General features: G+C 46.9%; 19 protein-coding genes. 4 read left to right on the top strand and 15 right to left on the bottom strand.

Annotation, left to right across the window (positions count from 1 at the left end; translation table 11 throughout):
• Positions 1-68: 68 nt before the first annotated feature.
• On the bottom strand, positions 69-2,090 hold the full coding sequence (locus tag VM802_RS22155) for an LTA synthase family protein (protein ID WP_325534676.1): 2,022 nt from the start codon (positions 2,088-2,090) through the stop codon (positions 69-71).
• A gap of 266 nt (positions 2,091-2,356) precedes the next feature.
• On the opposite strand from VM802_RS22155, the gene glmM reads away from it, so the two are divergent.
• Positions 2,357-3,739 (top strand): phosphoglucosamine mutase, encoded by a 1,383-nt coding sequence (gene glmM / locus VM802_RS22150; protein ID WP_325534674.1) that lies wholly within the window; start codon positions 2,357-2,359, stop codon positions 3,737-3,739.
• 136 nt (positions 3,740-3,875) lie between these two features.
• Here glmM and VM802_RS22145 read toward each other — a convergent pair whose 3' ends face one another.
• The 5 genes from VM802_RS22145 to VM802_RS22125 all read right to left on the bottom strand — a co-directional run bounded on the left by VM802_RS22145 (position 3,876) and on the right by VM802_RS22125 (position 8,542).
• Positions 3,876-5,003, bottom strand: a complete 1,128-nt coding sequence (locus VM802_RS22145) for a cysteine desulfurase family protein (protein ID WP_325534672.1) — start codon at positions 5,001-5,003, stop codon at positions 3,876-3,878.
• A gap of 79 nt (positions 5,004-5,082) precedes the next feature.
• Entirely contained in the window at positions 5,083-5,799 is a 717-nt protein-coding gene (locus VM802_RS22140) for a LytR/AlgR family response regulator transcription factor (protein ID WP_325534670.1), read from the bottom strand.
• Positions 5,796-7,079: a sensor histidine kinase gene (locus tag VM802_RS22135; RefSeq protein ID WP_325534668.1), complete on the bottom strand. Its 1,284-nt coding sequence runs from the start codon at positions 7,077-7,079 to the stop codon at positions 5,796-5,798. Before VM802_RS22135 ends, VM802_RS22140 begins: the two co-directional genes overlap by 4 nt.
• Positions 7,080-7,224: 145 nt before the next feature.
• The gene (locus VM802_RS22130; RefSeq protein WP_325534666.1) at positions 7,225-7,557 is read right to left on the bottom strand and encodes a DUF4907 domain-containing protein; all 333 of its coding nucleotides are present in this window, start codon (positions 7,555-7,557) and stop codon (positions 7,225-7,227) included.
• Positions 7,550-8,542, bottom strand: coding sequence for a Kelch repeat-containing protein (locus tag VM802_RS22125; protein WP_325534664.1), 993 nt, complete (start codon positions 8,540-8,542; stop codon positions 7,550-7,552). Before VM802_RS22125 ends, VM802_RS22130 begins: the two co-directional genes overlap by 8 nt.
• 248 nt (positions 8,543-8,790) lie before the next feature.
• On the opposite strand from VM802_RS22125, the gene VM802_RS22120 reads away from it, so the two are divergent.
• Together VM802_RS22120 and bamG are read left to right on the top strand one after the other, a co-directional pair.
• Positions 8,791-10,113 carry a DUF4270 family protein gene (locus VM802_RS22120; RefSeq protein WP_325534662.1) on the top strand — a complete coding sequence of 441 codons (1,323 nt, stop codon included), beginning with the start codon at positions 8,791-8,793 and terminating at the stop codon, positions 10,111-10,113.
• Between the two features lie 14 nt (positions 10,114-10,127).
• Positions 10,128-11,357, top strand: coding sequence for a beta-barrel assembly machine protein BamG (bamG, locus tag VM802_RS22115; protein WP_325534660.1), 1,230 nt, complete (start codon positions 10,128-10,130; stop codon positions 11,355-11,357).
• Positions 11,358-11,382: 25 nt separating this feature from the next.
• Here bamG and VM802_RS22110 read toward each other — a convergent pair whose 3' ends face one another.
• Entirely contained in the window at positions 11,383-12,765 is a 1,383-nt protein-coding gene (locus tag VM802_RS22110) for a GH1 family beta-glucosidase (RefSeq protein ID WP_325534659.1), read from the bottom strand.
• Between the two features lie 204 nt (positions 12,766-12,969).
• Between VM802_RS22110 and VM802_RS22105 the strand changes: the two genes are divergently transcribed.
• Positions 12,970-14,013: a formylglycine-generating enzyme family protein gene (locus tag VM802_RS22105; protein WP_325534657.1), complete on the top strand. Its 1,044-nt coding sequence runs from the start codon at positions 12,970-12,972 to the stop codon at positions 14,011-14,013.
• A 63-nt stretch (positions 14,014-14,076) separates the two neighbouring features.
• On the opposite strand, the gene VM802_RS22100 is transcribed toward VM802_RS22105, so the two are convergent.
• The 8 genes from VM802_RS22100 to hisH all read right to left on the bottom strand — a co-directional run bounded on the left by VM802_RS22100 (position 14,077) and on the right by hisH (position 21,880).
• Positions 14,077-15,615, bottom strand: a complete 1,539-nt coding sequence (locus tag VM802_RS22100) for a M56 family metallopeptidase (protein ID WP_325534655.1) — start codon at positions 15,613-15,615, stop codon at positions 14,077-14,079.
• Between the two features lie 14 nt (positions 15,616-15,629).
• The gene (locus VM802_RS22095) at positions 15,630-15,989 is read right to left on the bottom strand and encodes a BlaI/MecI/CopY family transcriptional regulator (protein ID WP_325534652.1); all 360 of its coding nucleotides are present in this window, start codon (positions 15,987-15,989) and stop codon (positions 15,630-15,632) included.
• Positions 15,990-16,225: 236 nt separating this feature from the next.
• Positions 16,226-17,365, bottom strand: a complete 1,140-nt coding sequence (locus VM802_RS22090) for a redoxin domain-containing protein (RefSeq protein WP_325534650.1) — start codon at positions 17,363-17,365, stop codon at positions 16,226-16,228.
• Positions 17,366-17,436: 71 nt separating this feature from the next.
• Positions 17,437-18,519, bottom strand: a complete 1,083-nt coding sequence (locus VM802_RS22085; protein ID WP_325534648.1) for a redoxin domain-containing protein — start codon at positions 18,517-18,519, stop codon at positions 17,437-17,439.
• 236 nt (positions 18,520-18,755) lie between these two features.
• Complete coding sequence (hisIE, locus tag VM802_RS22080; RefSeq protein WP_325534646.1) at positions 18,756-19,352, bottom strand: bifunctional phosphoribosyl-AMP cyclohydrolase/phosphoribosyl-ATP diphosphatase HisIE; 597 nt, start codon at positions 19,350-19,352, stop codon at positions 18,756-18,758.
• A gap of 22 nt (positions 19,353-19,374) precedes the next feature.
• On the bottom strand, positions 19,375-20,130 hold the full coding sequence (gene hisF / locus VM802_RS22075) for an imidazole glycerol phosphate synthase subunit HisF (protein ID WP_325534644.1): 756 nt from the start codon (positions 20,128-20,130) through the stop codon (positions 19,375-19,377).
• An 11-nt stretch (positions 20,131-20,141) separates the two neighbouring features.
• On the bottom strand, positions 20,142-21,287 hold the full coding sequence (gene hisA, locus VM802_RS22070) for a 1-(5-phosphoribosyl)-5-[(5-phosphoribosylamino)methylideneamino]imidazole-4-carboxamide isomerase (RefSeq protein WP_325534641.1): 1,146 nt from the start codon (positions 21,285-21,287) through the stop codon (positions 20,142-20,144).
• Positions 21,284-21,880 carry an imidazole glycerol phosphate synthase subunit HisH gene (gene hisH, locus VM802_RS22065; RefSeq protein ID WP_325534639.1) on the bottom strand — a complete coding sequence of 199 codons (597 nt, stop codon included), beginning with the start codon at positions 21,878-21,880 and terminating at the stop codon, positions 21,284-21,286. Before hisH ends, hisA begins: the two co-directional genes overlap by 4 nt.
• Position 21,881 lies beyond the last annotated feature (1 nt).

The following is a 21,881-nucleotide window of genomic DNA, read 5'->3' as shown; positions in this document are numbered from 1 at the left end:
TTAGCTTCAAACCCTTAGCTTTCAGTACGAAAATATATTTCTTTCTCCTGAAAGCTAAAAACTGAACGCTAACCTTTCTTATTATTAAACATCAAATATCGCGTGCTTTCAAAGAACCCACGTGTTAAATTATCCAGATTTTTTGCAGTATCCGGCTGTTGTGCCTGTATATTCTTCAACGGATCAACCTGTAGATCATACAAAGCGGTGGCATGTGTTTTCATATTTATCTCATACAGGTAACGCTCGCCGGTCACAGCGAAATACGGCTGCTGATTGCGGAGATAGGTCATAAACACATACTTGTTCTGCTGCCGCGCTGTGTCAAACAGATCGACACCCAAGGTATAATTCTTATAAGGTACACCTGCCAGGCTGGCCATGGTAGGGTATATATCCAGCAGGCTTCCCGGCGTGGTAATAACCTGTGGGGCAATATGGCCCGGACCGTACATAAACGCAGTCACATGCACCCCTCCGGTAGCCATATCGTATTCCGGCAGCGGCATAAAATTATAAGCATTGAGAATACAGTTATGGTCGCCAAAGAACATGAATACCGTATTATCAAGATAACCGTCCTTACGCGCCATATCAATCAGGTGCCCTACATTATAGTCCTCATAGCGCAATGCATTGAACTGATCGATAGATACAAACCCGGATTTTTTGAATTTCTCCATGTCAATATCTTTCTCCGTCAGTTTCTTGAAATCACCGGCTCCCTGCGTAGTGGTGTACGGCGGATGATTGTCTGCCAGTTGCAGGAAGGCCACAAACGGTTGTTTCTTATCATTCTCTGCTTTGAAGATAGCACTGGATTCGGTGATCAGGTCATAATCCGAAATGCCCCATACATCCGCCTTGGCAGACTTATACATTCCTTCCTCATAGATGCGTACCCCCTCCACGTTGTTGGTGAACACCGCGCGGATGTTAGCCCAGTTGGTATTGCCTCCCAGCAGATACAATTTCTCATAGCCTTTAAACTGGTCCATGATGATACGCTGATCCAGCATCTTTGGATGACGGCTGGCTGTTCTTACCGCAGTGATATCCGGCAACCCGGTAGTCACGCCAAACACAGTTTTGGCTGTACTGATGGCAGGTACATAAAAGTTTTTGAACAGTATTCCGCTGTCAGCTATCCGTTTCATATTAGGTGTAGCCTGCATAGGATTGCCGTACATACTGGTAACAGCCGCTCCGGTAGATTCCAGCATCACAAGAACCACGTTAAGTCTGGGCTTGGATGGATTGGCCGCCACCGTGCGAACGTAGTTCAGATTATTTACATCTGTAGTATCTGTTTTAAGATAAGAAGATATATAAGGATAATATTCCTTTGTTGCGTTAAGATCAAATGTATCTCCCTCCACACTGAAGTTAGACGCAAAATACAGGATAGGATTGAGCCCCAGACTGGTGACGCCATTGTCACGGGTGAACATGGCCTGGCTCCAACGTAGTGGGAAGTACGCAAAGTTGCCGTAGATACCGGCAGCTATCAGCAGCGTGAGCGCAACTACATAACCGGTAAAAGGCCAGTTACGCAGGTATACCGGTGGCTGTGCTTCAAAACGCCTCCAGGTACGCGCCTGCAGGCGGTACACCAGGAACATAAATACTATGATGGCCAGGGAACCGCGTACCACCGGATAACTTTGCCATACCATGCGCGCATTGTCGGCCCGCTCTCCTTTAGCCAGGAACCGCAGAATAGAAGGATCCAGACGGAGGCCCAGGTAATCGTAGTTGCCGAGGTCCAGTATATATAATAAGGTGAGTGCCGTGAATACGATAAATATATAGGTGAGGACGCTTCTTCGTATAGCCTTTGAGGTGAAAAAGCGGTTACGGGCAATGACAGCAGTAAACGCTAAAGGAATTACCAGGATCAGCGCCAGCCGCATATCGAACTTCAACCCCAGATACCATGCTTTGGCAATAACAGCGCTGTCTGTTATTTTGGTTTTCATGAAGAACAGGTAAAATATGGCCCTGAACATCACCATCAGCAAAAAGAGATAAAGCGTCTGAACGAGCACATAACGAATATACCGGGGTATATTCTTCCAAAAATATTGCATGCAACGTATAGCTGTTTTTTTAAAAGCGTAGCTGCAAATATAGGAGTTTCTCGCAAAGGAGGAGAAGAAGCAAAGCGACAAAGACCATTAAGCCCTTGCATTAGAAAATACTTCGATGTTTAATTTTATCTTATAAAAAATATAAAAATCTTTCGCGCCGCTGCTCTCTCTGCCTCTTTCCGGGAAATGACACAAACACAACCTACTGTTAATTAGGAAATCCGGGATAGATTTTTTTATATTTGCCTTCCTTAAAATCGAATCTTGTGGCACTGATCAAATCAATATCCGGCATACGCGGAACCATAGGTGGTAAGCCCGGTGAAGGACTTTCTCCACTGGATGTGGTTAAGTTTACAGCAGCTTACGGGACCTGGCTGAGCCAGCATACAGACAACCGTAAAGTAGTACTCGGCCGCGACGGACGTATCTCCGGCGAAATGGTGAAAAACCTGGTAGTATCTACCCTCAACGGATTAGGAATAGACATAGTAGATCTGGGTCTGTCCACTACTCCGACAGTAGAAATTGCCGTTAAAATGGAAAAGGCTGCAGGTGGCATCATTCTCACTGCAAGTCACAACCCCAAAGAATGGAACGCCCTGAAACTGCTGAATGCAGAAGGTGAATTCATCTCCGGTGAAGATGGCGCCGCACTGCTCGACATCGCAGAACGCGAAGACTTCAACTTCGCCGATGTGAACAAACTTGGCGCCACTACCACAGATGATTCCTACCTGCAGAAACATATCGACCTGGTAGTGAACTACCCGCTTGTGGATGTAGCCGCTATCAAAGCGCGTAACTTCAAAGTAGTGGTTGATGCTGTTAACTCAACAGGCGCAATCTTTGTACCGCCACTCCTGAAAGCACTTGGCGTGACAGAAGTAGAAGTGCTCTTCCCTGAAGTGAACGGTAAGTTCAGCCATAATCCGGAGCCGCTTCCGGAAAACCTCACTGCACTCTCCAATGAAGTGAATAAGTCCAAAGCTGATCTCGGTATCGCCGTAGATCCCGATGTGGACCGCCTCTGCTTCGTATGCGAAGACGGCAGCATGTTTGGTGAAGAATATACACTAGTGGCCGTTGCTGACTACGTACTAAGCAAACGCAAAGGCAATACCGTTTCCAATATGTCGTCTACACAGGCACTGAAGGACGTTACGCTGAAACATGGCGGACGCTACAACCCTTCTGCTGTAGGTGAGGTGAACGTAGTAAAGAAAATGAAGGAAACCAAAGCCGTTATCGGCGGAGAAGGCAACGGCGGTATCATCGTTCCGGATCTGCACTACGGCCGCGACGCTCTGATCGGTATCGGCCTTTTCCTGAGCCATCTTGCTCATAGCAAGAAAAACATCAAAGCACTGCGTAACAGCTACCCCGACTACTTCATCTCCAAAAACAAAATAGAGCTGGACAAAGGTGTAGACGTTAAAACCATCTTCGAAAAAATCAAAGGCAAATACAAAAATCAGCCAGTGAATACCGAAGACGGTCTGAAAATAGAATTCGATAAAGACTGGGTACACCTCCGCACCTCCAATACAGAACCTATCATCAGGATCTATGCGGAAAGTCAGAACGAAACCACCGCAGATAACATTGCTAAGAGAATCATGCAGGACATTAAAGAATTCATGCATTAATATTTGGGGATTTTCGGATTATCTGATGTAGGAATTTTATAAATGCAGCGAAGACCAACAATTGTTTTAAAAACTACGTTGGTCTTCGCTGCATTTATAAAATTCCTACATCAGATAATCCGAAAATCCCCAAATATCAAATCAGCTCCTTTAACTTCTCCACCACTTTGTCTACCTCTTCCTTCGTATTATTCTTGCAGAAAGAAAAACGTACCGCAATCTGATTTGGATTGCTGCTGATAGCACGGATCACGTGAGAACCCGCATTGGCCCCGGATGTACAGGCACTGCCACCGGAGGCACAGATACCGTTAATATCCAGATTGAACAGAATCATCTCACTTTTCTCCGACTTGGGGAAAGATACATTCAGCACGGTATACAAACTGCGGCCATTCAGATCGCCGTTAAAAATAACGCCCGGTATATGCTTAGTCAGCTGGTCCGCCATGTAATGACGTACCGCGTCGATATGCTGGCTGTCTTTCTCATAGTTTGCCGCCGCCAGTTCCAGCGCCTTGGCAAAACCGATGATACCATACAGGTTTTCGGTGCCGGCGCGCATATTACGCTCCTGGCTGCCTCCCTGGATGTATGGCGTGATCTTTACATTTTCATTGATATAAAGGATCCCCACACCTTTAGGGCCATGAAACTTATGACCCGCACCAGTGATGAAATGAACCGGCGTATTACGGAGATCAAACGGATAGTGACCTACCGTCTGCACAGTATCTGAATGGAAGATTGCATCAAACTCCTTACAGAGAGTACCCACGGCATGCAGATCCAGCAAGTTGCCGATCTCGTTGTTGGCATGCATCAGCGTTACCAGGCACTTTTCTTTCGAAGCGGTGAGCAACTCCCGGAGATGCTCCATGTCAACGTGACCGCTGGGAAGGATTCTCACAAAATCCAACGCTATACCGTCGTGATGGTGCAGATGCTCCACGGTATGCAGCGTGGCATGGTGCTCAATAGAGGAAGAGATAATGCGTTTACAACCCAGGTCTTTCACCGCAGCGTTGATAGCCGTATTACTGCTCTCTGTACCGCCGGAAGTAAAGAAGATTTCACCTGGATGCGCATTCAGGAGCTTGGCAACTGTTTTACGCGCATTTTCAATACCTAGTCTTGTTTCCCTTCCATAAGAATAGATAGATGAAGGATTGCCGAACTTCTCTGTCATATACGGCAGCATTGCTTCCAACACCACGGGGTCTAGGGGCGTGGTGGCTGCATTGTCAAAATATATTCTTTCCAATTTGTGGTGGTTTTTGATAAAAAAGAATAATAAATTCTAATGGTGGAAGCAAATGTCCGAAAAAAATACGAATTAAATATCATGAATTGCGGTTGATCACGTCATAGAACCGGTCTCTGTAACCATCGCTGATGGGGATAGACTGGTTGGCGATCATCACCGTGTTTTTCTCTACTGAATTGATCTTATTCAGTGATACCAGGTAAGAGCGATGCACGCGGATGAACTTATCAGCAGGCAAACGCGTTTCAAAAGATTTAAGGCTGCGCAGCGTCAGTACCGGCAGATTCTGAGTATAGATTTTCGTATAGTCTTTAAGCGCTTCGATGAAAAGAATATCTTCAAGATTGATCTTGATGATTTTGTATTCTGTTTTAATGAAAATGTAGTCATTGAGCCATGCCCCTTCCGCCGGTAATACATTGCCTTTCTGCTGATTGGCGCTCCAGGTTTCATTCGCTTTGGAGGCGGCTTTCAGAAAACGTTCAAATGGCACAGGCTTCAGGAGATAATCCACTACATCAAGGTTGAAACCATCCAGGGCATATTCGCCATAGGCGGTCGTGAAAATAACCATAGGCGGGTATTTCATGGACTTCAGGAACTGAATACCAGTGATATCAGGCATTTTAATATCAAGGAAAACAAGATCCACCGGTTCTTCCTGGAGAAAGTGCAGGGCGGCGGCGGCATTTTCGAATTTTCCCGCAAAGCTCAAAAAGGGCACCCTGCGAATGTAATCTTCCATGATTTCCAGCGCCAGTGGCTCATCATCCACGGCAATACACTTTATCATTTTTTCAATACAATTTTAAGATCAACAATAAACTGGTTATCATCTTCCCGGATATCTACCTCATGCCTGTCGGTATACAACATTTCCAGGCGTTTAAACACATTCTGTAACCCAATGCCCCCCCTTTCGGATACTCGCTCCTTGAAGAGGCTGTTCCTGACAATTAATCGGATCATATTTTCAGCTATAGTGATTTCTATGTCAATGAATGAATCTTCGGTATAACTGATACCATGCTTGAAGGCATTTTCCACGAAGGGCACCAGTAGCATAGGCTCTATCTGAATGCCTGCCGGATTACCCGTCTGCCGGTAATCAACAACAATATCCTTCGGTAACCTCAGCCGCTGTATATCTATGTAATCCTGCAGGTACTTCAGCTCCTGTAACAACTGCACAGTATCTTCATTTGATTCATAAATCATGTATCGCATGATCGTCGATAACTTCAAAATCGCGTGTTCTGTCTGAACAGACTGCTTGTGTGCCAGTGAATAAATAGTATTAAGACAATTAAAAAGGAAGTGAGGATTAATCTGCGACTTTAAAAATTTTAATTCTGCATTCAGCTTTTCTACTTTCAGATCTTCGCGTTGCTTTTCACTTTTAAACCATTCCTGTGCAATCTTTATAAACCCGCTCATGAAAAGCATCAATAACGCAAAGAACCCGGAACGCCGCAACACCTCCGGAAACATCAGGTACTCCCAGAAGGATGGCCTGATCAACCGCGTGAAAGCCATTGCCCCCCCGTCTGCTCTGGCTGTTCCAAATGCAACATTCGTCTTTCTCGCCAGTCCTGCTTCAGATAATGGAAGGGCAGGTACCGTTGGAAGAGGCATCGCCTGGCTAAAATAAAAACGCGGCCTGTGATGAAACGGACCAAAGCTGTCCGATGTTACACCTCCCATATTTTTCGTTTGCTTAAACTCTTCCATCCGTATCGCCATCCCACGCGACGCAGGAAAAAACCTGTTCAGAAAATAATAGTCCACCGCCACCTGTTGCAGCGTTATCGACACCAGCAGTAATATCACACAGGAGAAATACACTACTATCTTCCTCCCGTTAAAATAACGGGGTATCAACACATAAATATTCAGGTAAAAGATACCTATCAGAAAGAGGTTATCCACCAGCTCTTTTAAAAAGAAATTCAGGTGCAGGATTTGTATCCTGTAAATAAAGAAAGGAAAGAATAAAAAGCACGCCCATGCAAGTATGTGCAGGGAAATAATAAACGGACGATACTTAAGAATCTGCTTATAGTTTAGCATCATTTGGTTTGATGCGATAAACATACGCCAGATAGGGTTACACTTGTGTTAAAGTTTGTTAAGTCTGGTATAAGGGAATGTTAAAAATATTTAGGAATTATGTGATTTGTGAATTTATAAATTCACAAATCACATAATTCCTAAATCACTAAATAACCCCAAGCCTGGACAGCTCTTCAGGGCTCATGCCCGGATTTTTATCCTGCATAAGTTTCTGCATCACCACATTACCTACACGCTGTGCATCTTCCTTTGAATGGAAAGGATGATTACCGGGAATACCCGGTATAATATCCTGGTAAATGTAAGGATGCCTATCTATTATTATACGATACCCCCATCCGCCATTTACCTGAAAAGTTTCTACGGCAATAGGTACCATATCATTAGACGTTGAAGGCGGGTTGTATTTTCTGTATACCGCTGCCAGCGTCAGTAATACTACAACTCCGCCTGTTATAATCATATTCCGTTTAGTCATTCTTGTTATATGCTGCGGTTGGATCAAATTCAAACATATTGTCAAGGTACAGGCTGGAGCTGCTGCCTAGTACCACAAAACCACGGTCCTTCACAGTAAAGCCAGTGGAATAGGTGCGCCCTGCGCCTTCGAAATCCGTTTTCTGTACCCAACGGTCGGTTTCCGGCGTATACTCCCATACGGCATTACTATTGGTACCACAGGCAACGTATCCTTTTCCTCTCATAGCAAAAGCCGCGGCCGCGCTGCCTTTGAAATTATAGCTATCGTCAAATGAGTCATCTGATACATTATCGATCGGGTTCAGCTGCACCCAGTTTTCTTTATCAGCATCATATGCGTAGAAGTCAGTGATCGGTGCATTGTTAGCTGTTCCCATCACTACGTAGGCTCTGTTCCCGATCACGAAACTGGATGCATCGGTTCTCTTGCCATTAGGAATGTCCTTCACCTGCGTCCATTTATCAGTGGCAGGGTCATACTGCCACATATCCTTGAGCCAGTTGTCGTCCCAACCAGTGGTGACATAGCCCTTCCCTTTTAGTGTGAAGGCCACTGCACCGTAGCGGGCCGTTCCTCCAAATGGAGCTATAGGAGCAGGATTCCACTGATTGCTGGAAGGATCGTATTTATAAAAGTCTTTCAGTTTATTGGTGCCATCATAGCCGGTACCAACATAACCCATGTTACCCGCGGCAAATCCAACGGCGCCGCTCCTCGCAGTTCCAGGGTAAATGCTTTTATTAGTCCAGGAGTTCTGATCAGGGTCATACATCCAGAAATCATTCAGTCTGTCAGTACCGTTGAAACCCGTACCAACATAGGCTTTATCATTGATTACAAAAGATGCGGCCGCACTTCTCGCCACTCCCGAATACTGGGAGCGTCTGATCCAGTTGCCTACTTTATCAGTAGTGGTGCTGCTTTTAGAGCAAGCTGCCAGCGAGGCAAGTAACAATAAGTGATAACCTTTGAAATAACGCATTAGCATGATCTGTTTTAGTGCTGCCAAAATTATCCGCCACTGCATTCCGGCAAAGAGGAAATAGATATTCCCCCCTTTTAAAAAGACAGATCCGGTTATTTCATCTACCAGCAGCAAACTTCCGTCTGTAACGCCTTTTCGGGCGCTATTGCCAGCACAGGGAACATATTTCCGGCTTCGTCGGCAAATAATGGCTATTGGCATATTACACCTGCGGTAAGTACCCATCCTGTCTAAAATTGCGCACCATGAACCAGTTTATGCATCATCATTCCTACACACGTTTAACAGGATACATCGCCGTCATCATCTTAATGACCGTCTTCTCTTCCTGTGATAAAAAAGGATTTGTGTACGATAATATTGTGGATAACGATCAGTCCACCGATTATATCCTGACCGATACGCTGACCGTACAAATGAAAACCATCCGGTACGATTCTGTTGCCACCTCTGGTGCAGGCGCACTGCTGACAGGCATTAAAACAGATCCGCTTTTCGGAACCACCAACGCATCCTCTTTCTTTCAGCTGGCATCCCCTACAGATGTGAACATTCCCGTCAACGGCGCTAAATATGATTCAATGGCGCTCCTGTTGCAGCCCAACGGTTATGTGTCCGGTGATTCACTCATCCCGCAGAACCTGGAAGTATACAGGGTTACGTCCGTTATCCAACCGGCAAAAAATTTCTATTACCTCTACAACAACAGCAACTTCCCTACAGAATCCACACCACTGGGAACTTTTACAGGAACAGTGCGCCCACACGCTGATAAAAAGATCTCCATCCGCATGTCGGATAACCTGGGTCAACAACTGTTCACGATGCTCCGTGATAAAAATCCAAACATCACTACCCTCAGTAACTTCCTTCAGTTCTTCAAAGGAATGCAGGTAAGACCAGGGGCTGCAAGCCGTACCATGACAGGTTTCCGGGCTGAAGATACCACCGTCGTACTAAGACTTTACTATCATATCAATGAACTGATCACCACCGTGAAGTATGTAGATTTTAAAATGGATGCACCGGAACTGCAGTTCAACCGTGTACTGGCCGACCGCAGCGGCACGCCGCTGGCAACCCTGCAAGGCGCCGTAAAAGAGCTGCCGTCCGAGCAAACCGGCAACGCCGGCTTTATGCAGCCGGTAACAGGAGTGGCTACACGAATTGATATACCCTATCTTAAAAATCTTCCATTCCTTGGAAAATTCTTCAGGATCATGAAAGTAATACTGGTGGTGAAGCCTGTAAACGGCAGCAGTGGCGGCGACAAACTGCCACAGGTAATGGCACTCTGCGCCGTCAACAAAAACAATGATGTAACAGATACGCTCGCATTTGGCTCACTGGTAGAAGACAAACAATATAACGAATACACAAACTATAGCTTCGATATTTCCAACTACTGCGCAAAACAAATCACCGCCGACGATCTTGGCTCACGCGGTCTGCTGCTTACACCACGCAGCGGCGATGGTAAAACCACAATCACAAATTTCACCGTCAACGACAAACAGGCCCGTAAAAACAAAATCACCGCGCAGCTATACTATCTGCTTTATAAATAACTGAAACCATGCACATGCACTTAAAACTATATACCTGTTCCTTTATACTCCTGCTATGCGCCTCCACCCTGAAGGCGCAACAGGGCCTCAACTCTATTTATTCCGCTTATGGCATCGGTGATCTGGAAGAAAAGGATTACAGCCGCAATTTCGGCCTCGGGAGCACCGGTATAGGCCGACGTAGCTCCAGCTACCTGAACGAGCTGAATCCGGCCTCCTACAGCGCATTACCAATGCAGAACTTCATGCTGGACATATCCGTCAAAGCACAGCGCGTCAGCTACGAAGGCGCAGGCATATCCCAGACCGGCGGCGACATCAATTTTAAACGCCTTGCAATCGGGTTTAAAGCCGCCAGGTTCTGGGGAATAAGCGCAGGCGTCACCCCCTTCAGCACCGTGGACTACAAACTGCTGAACAATAAGTTCATCACCGGCACCGGCAACCCCGTAACCTCCAATATTGAAGGCGCCGGCGGGATCAACCGCGCCTATATCTCCAATGCCTTCCAGCTGAACAAACATTTCTCCGTAGGCGTTTCAACAGGATTCCTCTTCGGACCTGTCAACGTTTCACAAACACTCGGGTCCGACTCTATCGTTACACATCACAACCAGTATGCCTTCAAGCCCAACTTCACTGTGGGCGCACAATACAATGGCAAAGTATCAAAAGACTGGCAATTGGGGGTCGGCGCCACCTACCGCTTCCAGACGAAACTGAAATTCCAGGAAAATCTCAACATCACAGATGAGAACAGCAACTCCTACTTTAAACAGGATCAGGATCCCAGCTATTTCACACTGCCCGCCCAATACGGGGCGGGGCTCTCACTCACCAATGGCAAAATAACATGGGTAGCCGATTACCGCCACCAGCAATGGAATGGGCTAAACAATAAAGGCACCAACTATTACTATCAGGATGGAGAAAGATATTCAACAGGAATCGAATACGCTATTACCAAACACTACTACAACAGAACCTTTGAAGGCGCCATCCTGCAGGCAGGCTTTAGCTACAATAAATTGCCGTTGGTAGTAAAGAGTGCTACCCTCACAGATATATCAGGTACAATAGGTGTTTCATTACCCAGCAAAAACGGGCAGCTGCGCTATTATGTAGGTATCGAAGCCGGACAACGCGGCAGCAAGGCCGAAGGGTTGGTGAAAGAAAACTATGTGAACGCAGTATTCCATTTCAGCCTGCGGGATATATGGTTCATCAAACGACTGGCAGACTAAAATCTCTTTGCAGCTGCTAACAGGTCTATTTTATTTCAGCACCGTTGAGATGACCCGTGAGCAGCTGCCGGAACCAGTATCCGGAGTTCTTTATAGTGCGCTGCTGCGTATCGAAATTAATATGGACAAGCCCGAAGCGCGCACGGTATCCTTCCGCCCATTCAAAATTGTCAGTAAGAGTCCATGCAAAATAGCCATCTACCGGAACGCCCTCGCGGCGTGCTGAAAGCACGCCGCTGAGGTATTCTGTGAAATAGCTGATACGGTCGGCATCCTGTATGCTGCCATCACTTTCCAGTTGATCAGAGAAGGCAGCCCCGCCCTCCGTAACAATGATCTTCTTTATCTGCTTATAACTACCAAACTGCTTCAGTATCTCATACATACCATTACCGCTGATCTCCCATCCAAGGCCGGTTAAGGGTACCCCCCTCGCTTTTGCCTTCACTTCGGATATTCTCACAATCGGCATAAAGGCATTGTACTTTACAACAAGCGGAAAATAATTCTGTACACCAATGAAATCAAAATCAAATGCCAGCTTGTCCCAGTCGCGCCACAAGGCATAGCGTCGCTCAATACGTCGCAACAACGGAAAATCTTCCACCGGGTAACCCATGCCCAACGCAGGTTCCAGAAAGAGGCGATTAAACAGGGCATCTGCACGGCGTGCTGCATACAAATCCTGTTCATTATCTGTGTAAGGAACGATCTTCGAGCAGGACAATGCCGTACCAATGACGGCCCCAGGGACTTCATTGCGGATCACGCGGCCCGCTTCCGCCTGTGCCAGCACCGCATGATGCACAGCGGGCAGAAAGTAGGAAAGACCGAATTTTCCGGGAGCATGTACGCCCAACATATATCCCAATGCAGTAAAACCAAAAGGCTCATTGAGCACAATCCAGTGTTTTACTTTATTGCCGTAAGCCCGCACACATATGCGTACAAACTCTTCGAAAGCGAAAATCACACCACGATGGCACCAGCCACCCTTGTTTTCCAGCACCTGCGGCAGATCCCAGTGATATAATGTAACATATGGTTCCAGACCCAGTTCCAGACAGGCATCAATAACACGATGGTAAAAATCAATACCTGCCTGATTTACCGCACCAGTGCCATGAGGTAGGATGCGCGTCCAGGAAATAGAAAAACGGAATATAGAAAAGCCAAGCAGTTTGGCCAGCAGAATATCCTGTGTGTAACGGTTATAAAAATCGCAGGCGATGCGTGCATTAGTGCCGTCTTTAATCTTGCCTTTACGCCCGGCGAAAGTATCCCAGACGGAGGCGCCGCGGCCATCATGATTGAAAGCTCCTTCATTCTGAAAAGCAGATATCGTCACTCCCCAGAGAAAATCATTGCCGAAGTCCCCGCGTGTAAAGGGTGCAGCAGTATGTTGCATAAGCAATTCCTGTAATAAAAGTGCAGTTTACAATAGTTTGACTAAATAGACGATTATATAATTGTTAAGAAACATCATTTAACTTTCCGGGACTGACATACAGAAATCCGGAACCGGCTTTCTCTTTTTAGCATTAAACATTAGCTTTACCAGTTGTAAACCGCCAACAGTTATTATTCCCTGAATACAAAAGCGATGCTTCAAATGAACAGGTATTATCTCTACATCAGCATATTGCTGGGAACCGGCGCGGCCTGTGGCAACAGCCAGCAGCGCCCCCCACAGGCTAAAGACAGCATAATCACGGAAACGGATACACTCAATAAAATGGTGCTCATTCCCGGCGGCGCTTTCAGTATGGGCGCAGACGACAGCACCGGTATGCCGGATGAATTACCAAAGCATACAGTACAGCTGGATAGTTTCTGGATGGATGAACATGAAGTCACCAATACCGAATTTGCCGCCTTTGTAGCCGCCACCGGATATGTAACCACCGCCGAAAAGCCCATTTCAAAAGAAGAACTGATGGCTGCCATGCCACCCGGCTCACCAGAACCCGACAGCAGCCTCATGGCCGCCGGCTCCCTGGTGTTCACACCGCCATCCCATGCTGTACCTTTTGATGATGTTTCGCAGTGGTGGAAATTTGTTGCCGGCGCCAGCTGGCGCCATCCCGAAGGACCGCAGTCAGACATCAAAGGACGCGAGAATGAGCCCGTAACACAGGTTTCCTGGCAGGATGCCCAGGCATTCGCCAAATGGGCCGGCAAACGGCTGCCTACCGAAGCAGAATGGGAATATGCCGCACGCGGCGGACTAAAAGGACAACTGTATCCCTGGGGCGATGAACCGCTTACCACCGGTAAGCCCAAAGCCAATACCTGGAACGGTAATTTCCCATACCGTAATACCCAAACAGATGGCTTCTATGCCCTCGCACCGGTAAAAACGTATAATCCTAACCGTTATTACCTCTATGATATGTCCGGCAACGTATGGGAGTGGTGTGCCGACTGGTATGATGCCGGTTATTATACAAAAGAAGGGAACACACATAACCCCGCCGGTCCGGACAAAGGCTATGATCCGGCTGATCCCGGACCAGACAAACGTGTAATAAGAGGAGGTTCTTTCATGTGCAGTGATGAATACTGCCGCGGTTACCGCGTATCCGCCAGGATGAAAACAACACCTGAATCAGGGTTATCCAACCTGGGATTCCGCTGTGTAAGATCTATAAAGTAATACACGCAGCAAGGCCACGGATGGCGGACCGTGGCCTTGCAATTGCGTTGATAATAATTAGGTTTACTTAACTCTTGCCGTGTCAATCACAAATCTGATAGTATCCGCCTGAAGTCTGTGAATCTCTCTGACAGCCCCATTCCCACTTGTATTGATAACAATAGCTCCGTGTTCAGCTGCACTGCCATAAATAGTGGCAGCTTCTTTTCCGCCAACAACCATAATAGTTTGGACTTTACCTGGATTCAATGCTTTCACTGTGGCAGGAGGAACCACTGTTCCGTTAACAACATATGCGCCGGTAAATGCTTCAGGTGAGTCGAGCAGACTTTTATCACTCATACGCGATGTAATACTGATCGACGGCTCTTTATCCAACAACTGAGATGCTGCTTTGGTCGTAACACTTACAATCCCGTTTTTTGCATCCGGGCCGTACTTTTCCGTCAGATTATAGTCTGTTTGCTTCCAAACCGACACAGTAACAACATCTGAGGGTAACAACCCATCAACATCCTGCTTGCTGACCTGCTTTCCATCAATAAGATATACCGCATTATCAGGTATCTGGCCCCTTTTGGGAGGAGCCGGCGGCAAAGGCGGCGTTGGCAGTTGTTTGATAGCTTGCTTCCGTATTGGCGGCAGAGGGGGTGGCGGTGGCACACCGGGAGGAGCAGGTGGCGGTGGAGGCGGCGGCAATATAGTGGTATCTGACGGCAAAGAAAGATGCAGCGCCGCTGATGCCTGCCTGTAATTGAGCGATAATACCAATCCGCCAACCAGTATACCGAGCAACAGGTAACGCACCAACTGATAACCAGATGACTTTTTCCTGTTCATCATAATAATCCTGTTTTTTAAGTGTGAGAAATTGAAATTGTTTGCGATGGCCGTCGCATATGGGATCCCACTTACTTTTACCAGGCTGTACTGGTACAGTTTCTTATCAATGCCCTGCCGGAGCAGGTACCTGTCTGTAATGAATTCAAGATTCTCCCGTATGGCTGTCTTCATCAGCCATGCCCCCGGATTGAACCAGTAAAAAATATTGTTCAGCTCCCCCAGCAACACATCTACAGTATGCCACTGGCGTACATGCACACTCTCATGTTGCAGGATAGATGCCAGGTCTTCAGGTGTATGCAGGGAAGGATTCAGATAAATATGCCGGAAGAAGGAAAATGGACTCACCTCCTGCTGCAGCAACCGTATCTTGTGATCCGCTACCTGTGCATGTTCGGATAACCGGTGTATCTTCCATAACGATAACAGTTTTATCAGAAAACGTATAGTCATTACCGATACCCCCAACCAGAACATCCCAACTAATACATACCAGGTACTGAACACCGGCGCCGTTGACTGCAGCATGTTAAGATCAGGGATATATATGATCACCTGGCCGGCAATCGCTTCATGCCTGTTGATGAACGCATCAATGGAAATCAGTGGAAAAAGGGAGGAAAATAATATACCCGTTATCAGGAATACCCTGTTGAGCGTATAAAAAGTAAGCCTGCGCAAACCCAGGCGGTAAGCCAGATAAAACAACGTCAGCGCAATATTGGCCTTCAGCAGGTATATCAGAATTGCCGGTATCATGTGCAGTGATTTAATTATTTGCCTTTCTCTATCATACGGATGATCTCCTTCAGTTCATCCGGGCTGATCTTCTTCTCTTTCGCAAAAAAAGAAACCAGCTCCTTGTAGGAGTTTTCAAAATAATTCTTCACGAACCCGTTCATGAACTTCTTCTTATACACAGCCTCATCCATCACTGGGGTGTATTCATAAACATTGCCTGCTTTCCTGCTTTCCACAAATCCCTTTTTCTCCAGGTTCTTAATGGTAGAAGCCAGCGTGGTATATGGCGGCGCCGGAGCGGCATGTACTTCCAGGAAATCCTTAACAAAACCCTTTCCTGCTTTCCATATGGCCTGCATAGCCGCTTCTTCCTGTTGAGTGAGTTTCTCCATCTTAAACTACGATTGTTTCGTAAATCTACGAATGTTTCGTAGAAAAACAAATAATTGTACGCCTTTTATTAGGAAAGAGCCGCTAACCCGCCAGCTACCTGCGCTCAAAAAAATCAAAAGCGCACCCCCTTCAGTTATCCGGGCAAAGAAAAAGGGCCAGCCTTCCAGCCAGCCCTTATAAAATAATCTTCGTTACTGATCTTCGCTTATCAGGAAAATCACTACAATCACATCAATCACAGTACTTCGGCGAGCTTCTTCTCCAGCTCCTCGCCACGCAGATTCTTGGCAATGATTTTACCCTTAGGGTCTATCAGCACATTCTGCGGGATGGCGCGCACACCATAAAGCTCTGCCACGGTGTTTTTCCAGCCTTTGAGGTCAGAAACATGTGTCCAGGTGAGCTTATCAGCGGTAATAGCAGCCAGCCATTTCTCTTTCTTATCGTCCAGGGAAACACCGAGGATCTCAAAGCCCTTGGATTTGAACTTATCGTAAGCCTTTACTACGTTAGGGTTCTCTGCACGGCAGGGACCACACCAGCTGGCCCAGAAATCAACCAGCACATATTTCCCACGGAAGGAGGCCAGGCTGATATTAGCACCACTGGAATCTGCCTGTGAAAACTCAAGTGCAGACTCACCTACAGCCGTCTTCTTTGCAGACTCGAGGCGCTTACCGAGGTCCTTACCGGAAGGGGAGTTCCGGGCGGCTTTGCTGAGCTTTTTATACAGCGGTAGTATTTCGTTAGGCTTAATATCATAACCAGCTACCTGGTTCAGCACATACATGGCAATCGGCGAAGAGGTATTTTGCAGAAGGAATTCCCTTTCAATTTTCTTCTCTTCCGCATCCAGTGCATCGTACGCTGTCTCCAGTTTCTTCAGCCCCTCTTCATCCTTGTTCTTCGCCATTTCACGGTATTTCTTCTGCAGCGCGGCAGCCTGGGCATTTACATCCTTCAGCTGCTCCTGCAATTTCATATAGTCATCATTCGCTTTGGAACCCGTTACGGTAGCCTTGCTGATAGAATCAGTAGTGGTAACTGTAATCGTTCCGTTATCGACATAAAGCGCAAGCATATCACGGCCCATAGACATCAGCTTCTCCTTGCTTTTCTGCACCAGCATCAGGCTCACCAGGGAAGGCTCTTCCACATTACCGGTAATAGTGAATTTACCGTTACTCAGTTGCGCACTGTCCAGCACAGTTTCGCCGCCTTTACGCATACGGAGATACACGGTAGCAGGCTTCTGTTGCTCAGATACGGTACCTTGTATGGTAAATGGGCTACCTGCCGGGGCTGCCTTCTTTTTTTCCTGTGCGAACAATACTGTTGGCAAGAGTATCGCTGCGCTTACAATCGTTGCTTTCATTGGTTTTTAATTTTACGAATAACAAATTTGTTAAATCAGCCGGTCATTGTCAACCTGATTTTGATAAGCGGCTATTTTAGCACCTGTTCCAGCTTGGCTTCCAGCTGTTCTCCACGCAGATTTCTGGCGATGATCCGGCCGTCAGGGTCCACCAGGAAGTTGGTAGGAATCGACTGCACACCGTACTGCTGGGCCACTTCATTGCCCCATCCGCGAAGATCTGATACCTGTGTCCAGGTAAGACCATCCTGGTTAATAGCCCTCAGCCACCTGTCACGGTCCTCATCCAACGATACGCCAAGGATCGTGAAATTCTTGCCTTTATATTTGTTATACGCTTTTACAACATTAGGATTCTCCTGCCTGCACGGACCACACCAGCTGGCCCAGAAGTCAACCAGCACATATTTTCCACGGAAAGAGGAAAGTTTCACCGGCTGCCCCTTTACATCCTGTTGTGAGAAATCATCTGCAGGAATATTGATCGCATTGGCTTTCAGGCTCCTGATATAACCCATTACGCTTTGTCCGTATTGTCCTTCCTGTAAAGATTTGTCCAGGGAAGAAAAGAGCCGCTGAAATTCACCAGGCTCCACGCGGGAACGCAACTCATTCATCAGTAGCCAGATGCTGGCCAGGTCCTTAGGATGCTCTTTTATAAAATCTGTACCGGTTTTTACCACATCGGCACTAAACTGCTCCGCTTTGGTGCGGAACGCATTCTTAGATGGTTCGTCATCCGGATTAATATCTTTTGCTTCTTTGTTAAGCGCCCCTGCCCGCTTAATCAAGGGGTCAAATGCTTTCTGGTATTGCTGCATCGCCTGCGTATTCTCATTCCCCTTCACAGCGGATGCCAACGGATAGGTGGCTACCGACGTAGTGAAATGAATGGGATCCTTACCAGATACAAACAACATCGGGTAGTTCACATCCTGCAAAATCAGCGCATATACAGAAGGCTCCTTGCCACTCTTTACCTTAAAATTAAACTGCTCATTGCTGATCAGCAACGAGTCATCCGGGCTATTATCGCGGTCATCAAAAAGATAAATTTTTTTGCCGTTACCACCCTTCACAGTGCCGGATACCTGCTGGGCATCCGCTCCTACAGCCATCAGAGTGCCCACAGCTAACAGGAATAATCCTTTCATTATAAATATTTTTAATTAATCAGCCAGCAAGATAGGGAATTTTAGATACAGGAATTTTCGGATACAGGAATTTAACGGTGTTTTATATGATTTGGATGATTTTCCTGATATGCGAAAATTATATAGATATATAGAATGATACTTCATCACAAAGCGCTCTAAATCATCTTTCGCTCTTATCTCCTATATTATCTTCGCTCATCAGGAAAATCATCCAAATCACATAAATCACAGTTCTATTTCCCGTGCCTTTCCTTAAGGATCTCCACTACATCCGCCAGTGTAAACCCTTTGGCTTGAAGCAATACGAGGTAATGATACAACAGGTCGGCAGACTCGTTGAGGAAAAGCTGATCGTTGTTGTCTTTGGCCTCTATCACCACTTCTACTGCCTCTTCTCCTACCTTTTGCGCCACCTTATTGATGCCGCGTGCAAACAACTGGGAAGTATAGGACTTTTCAGAAGGGTTGTTCTTGCGGTCAGCGATGATACTTTCGAGCTTCGCGAGGAAGTCGGTAGTAATGTTTTTCTCATCCCAGCACGTATCTGCGCCGGTATGGCATACGGGCCCTACAGGATTCGCTTTGATCAGGAGGGTATCAGAATCGCAATCCACTTTCACATCCTGCATCAGCAGGAAGTTACCACTCTCCTCCCCTTTTGTCCACAGGCGCTGCTTGGAGCGGCTGTAGAAGGTCACTTTCCCTTCTTCCAGGGTCTTGTCCAGCGCGGCCCTGTTCATATATCCCAGCATGAGCACCTTGCTGGTGGCTGCATCCTGGATAATGGCCGGTACAAGGCCATCCGCCGACTTCTGAAAATCTATCTGCATAAGATTTTTATTTCTCGATTCATTAAAACCTGATGTTCAGTCCTTTCTGATAAAGAAAGGTTTTGAGTGCTGGTATTTCGATTTCTTTATAGTGAAAGATACTGGCCGCAAGAGCCGCATCCGCCTGCGCCGTGCCAAATACATCCAGGAAATGTTCCATAGTACCAGCACCACCAGAGGCAATAACAGGCACATTCAGATGCTGCGACAGCTTCCCGGTGATGTCCAGCGCGAAACCCTGCTTGGTGCCGTCATTGTTCATGGAAGTAAGCAATATTTCACCAGCGCCCCTGTTAACCGCTTCCCTCGCCCAGTCGTAAGCTTTGGTATCCGTTTTCACACGGCCTCCGTTGAGATACACATACCAGTCGCCGTCTTCATACCGCGTGTCAATCGCCAGCACAATACACTGGCTGCCAAATTCACGGGACAGCTGGTCCAGCAGATCAGGGTTTTTAAAAGCAGCAGTATTGACAGATATTTTATCAGCACCCGACTGCAACAGCACACTCACATCTTCTACAGAAGCGATACCGCCTCCAACCGTAAACGGGATGTTCACATGACGGGCCACATTCGCAACCAGCTCCGACAATGTTTTTCTTCGTTCGTTCGTTGCCGTTATATCCAGGAATACCAGCTCATCGGCGCCCTGTTCGGCATATAAAGCACCCAGTTCAATGGGATCACCCGCATCGCGTATATTCTCGAAATTCACGCCTTTCACCGTGCGGCCGTCCTTAATGTCCAGGCATGGTATAATACGTTTAGTCAGCATACAGAAATAATTTACAGGAATGATTTTAATTCTTCCATTGTTATTCTTCCTTCGTAGATAGCTTTACCGATGATAGCACCGCTACAGCCAGCCTCCTGCAATGCGGCTACATCTGCAATATTGCTCACACCGCCACTGGCCACAAAGTTAATATCCGGAAACCTGTCCAGGATCTTTTTATACAGATCCACGGAAGGCCCCTGTAGCAAACCATCTTTGGCAATGTCTGTACAGAAGATCTGGTTCACGCCCTGTGCGATATTACTCTCCAGGAAGTCGAACACCGAAAGGTCTGTATCCTCCAGCCAGCCGCTCACTGCAATCTTTTCATCTTTCACATCAGCGCCCAGGAAGATCTTTTCAGCACCATAACGCTTCACCCAGCTGAAAAACAGTTCCGGCGACTTCACCGCTACGCTGCCGATAGTGGCAAGCGCTGCACCGCATTCATATACGATCTCCAGGTCCTTATCCGTTTTGATACCTCCGCCAAAATCTGTCACCAATGTAGTTTTACCAGCAATATTCTCCAGCACCTTCCAGTTCACCACCTGGCCTTTCTTTGCACCATCAAGGTCCACCAAATGCAGACGGCGCACACCCAACGCTTCAAACTCTTTTGCTACCTCCAGCGGATGTTCATTGTATACTTTCTTCTGGTTGTAATCGCCCTGCGTGAGGCGCACACATTTACCATCGATAATATCAATAGCCGGGATGATCTCGAATGCCGGCGTCTTATTGCCCTGTTCCAGCGGCAATTCCATCCTTACATAGTTGATACCGCCCTTCACAAAATAATCCCCTTTACGGTAATATCCCAGCTGCTCATAGAAGGTGGCAGCGGTATCACGGGCATTGCACCAGAGCAGTTTTACTTTCTCATTTCGGCAGACACTCACCAGATGGGCCAGGATGGCTTTTCCATATCCTTTTCCCTGAGCGGCAGGATGTGTAGCCAGTTTGCGGAATTGCGCCGTTTCCTTACCGCTTAAAAACAACGAAACAACTGTTACCAGTTGTCCGTTTTCAAATACACCAAAATGTAGCCCGTCTTCGTCTCCATCAACCTTTACAGCCGACAGTTCTTCATTCGGATATAGTACATCGCGGCGCAGCTGCAAAGTATCATCAGCTGTTATCTTACTGATATTCATCTTAAATTCAAAAAGTTGTCAATAATGCGGGAGCCTCCATCAGCCGACTTCTCCGGGTGAAACTGCACCGCATAGAAATTATCTTTCTGCAATGCAGCGCTGTAATTGATCACATAGTTGCTGGTAGCCACGGTATCTGCGCCCAGTGCTGCATAATAACTGTGCACAAAGTACATATAAGCGTTTTCCGGCACATGCTCAAAGATTACACTATGCAGGCCCGTGATATTATTCCAGCCTATCTGTGGTATCTTCAGCAGGTTATCCACCGGCGACTGAAAGCGTTTGACATCCGTATCAAAAATGCCAAAGCAGGTAGTATCGTTCTCCTCCGACCAGCGGCACATCAACTGCATGCCCAGGCAAATACCCAGCACAGGCTGTTTCAGACCGGTGATCAGTTTGTCGAGATTACGTTCACGCAGGTACCCCATAGCGGTACTGGCCTCGCCCACACCGGGGAAGATCACTTTATCTGCCGACATGATCTCTTCCGGATTGTCTGTCACAATGCCATTAACACCTAAACGCTCCAACGCAAATTGCACAGAACGGATATTGCCGGCATTGTACTTAATGATAACAGTTTTCATG

This window comes from Chitinophaga sp. (assembly GCF_035538455.1).
GTDB lineage: Bacteria > Bacteroidota > Bacteroidia > Chitinophagales > Chitinophagaceae > Chitinophaga.
The sequence above is the reverse complement of the archived record's forward strand: the minus strand, read 5'-3'. Positions and strand labels throughout refer to the sequence as shown.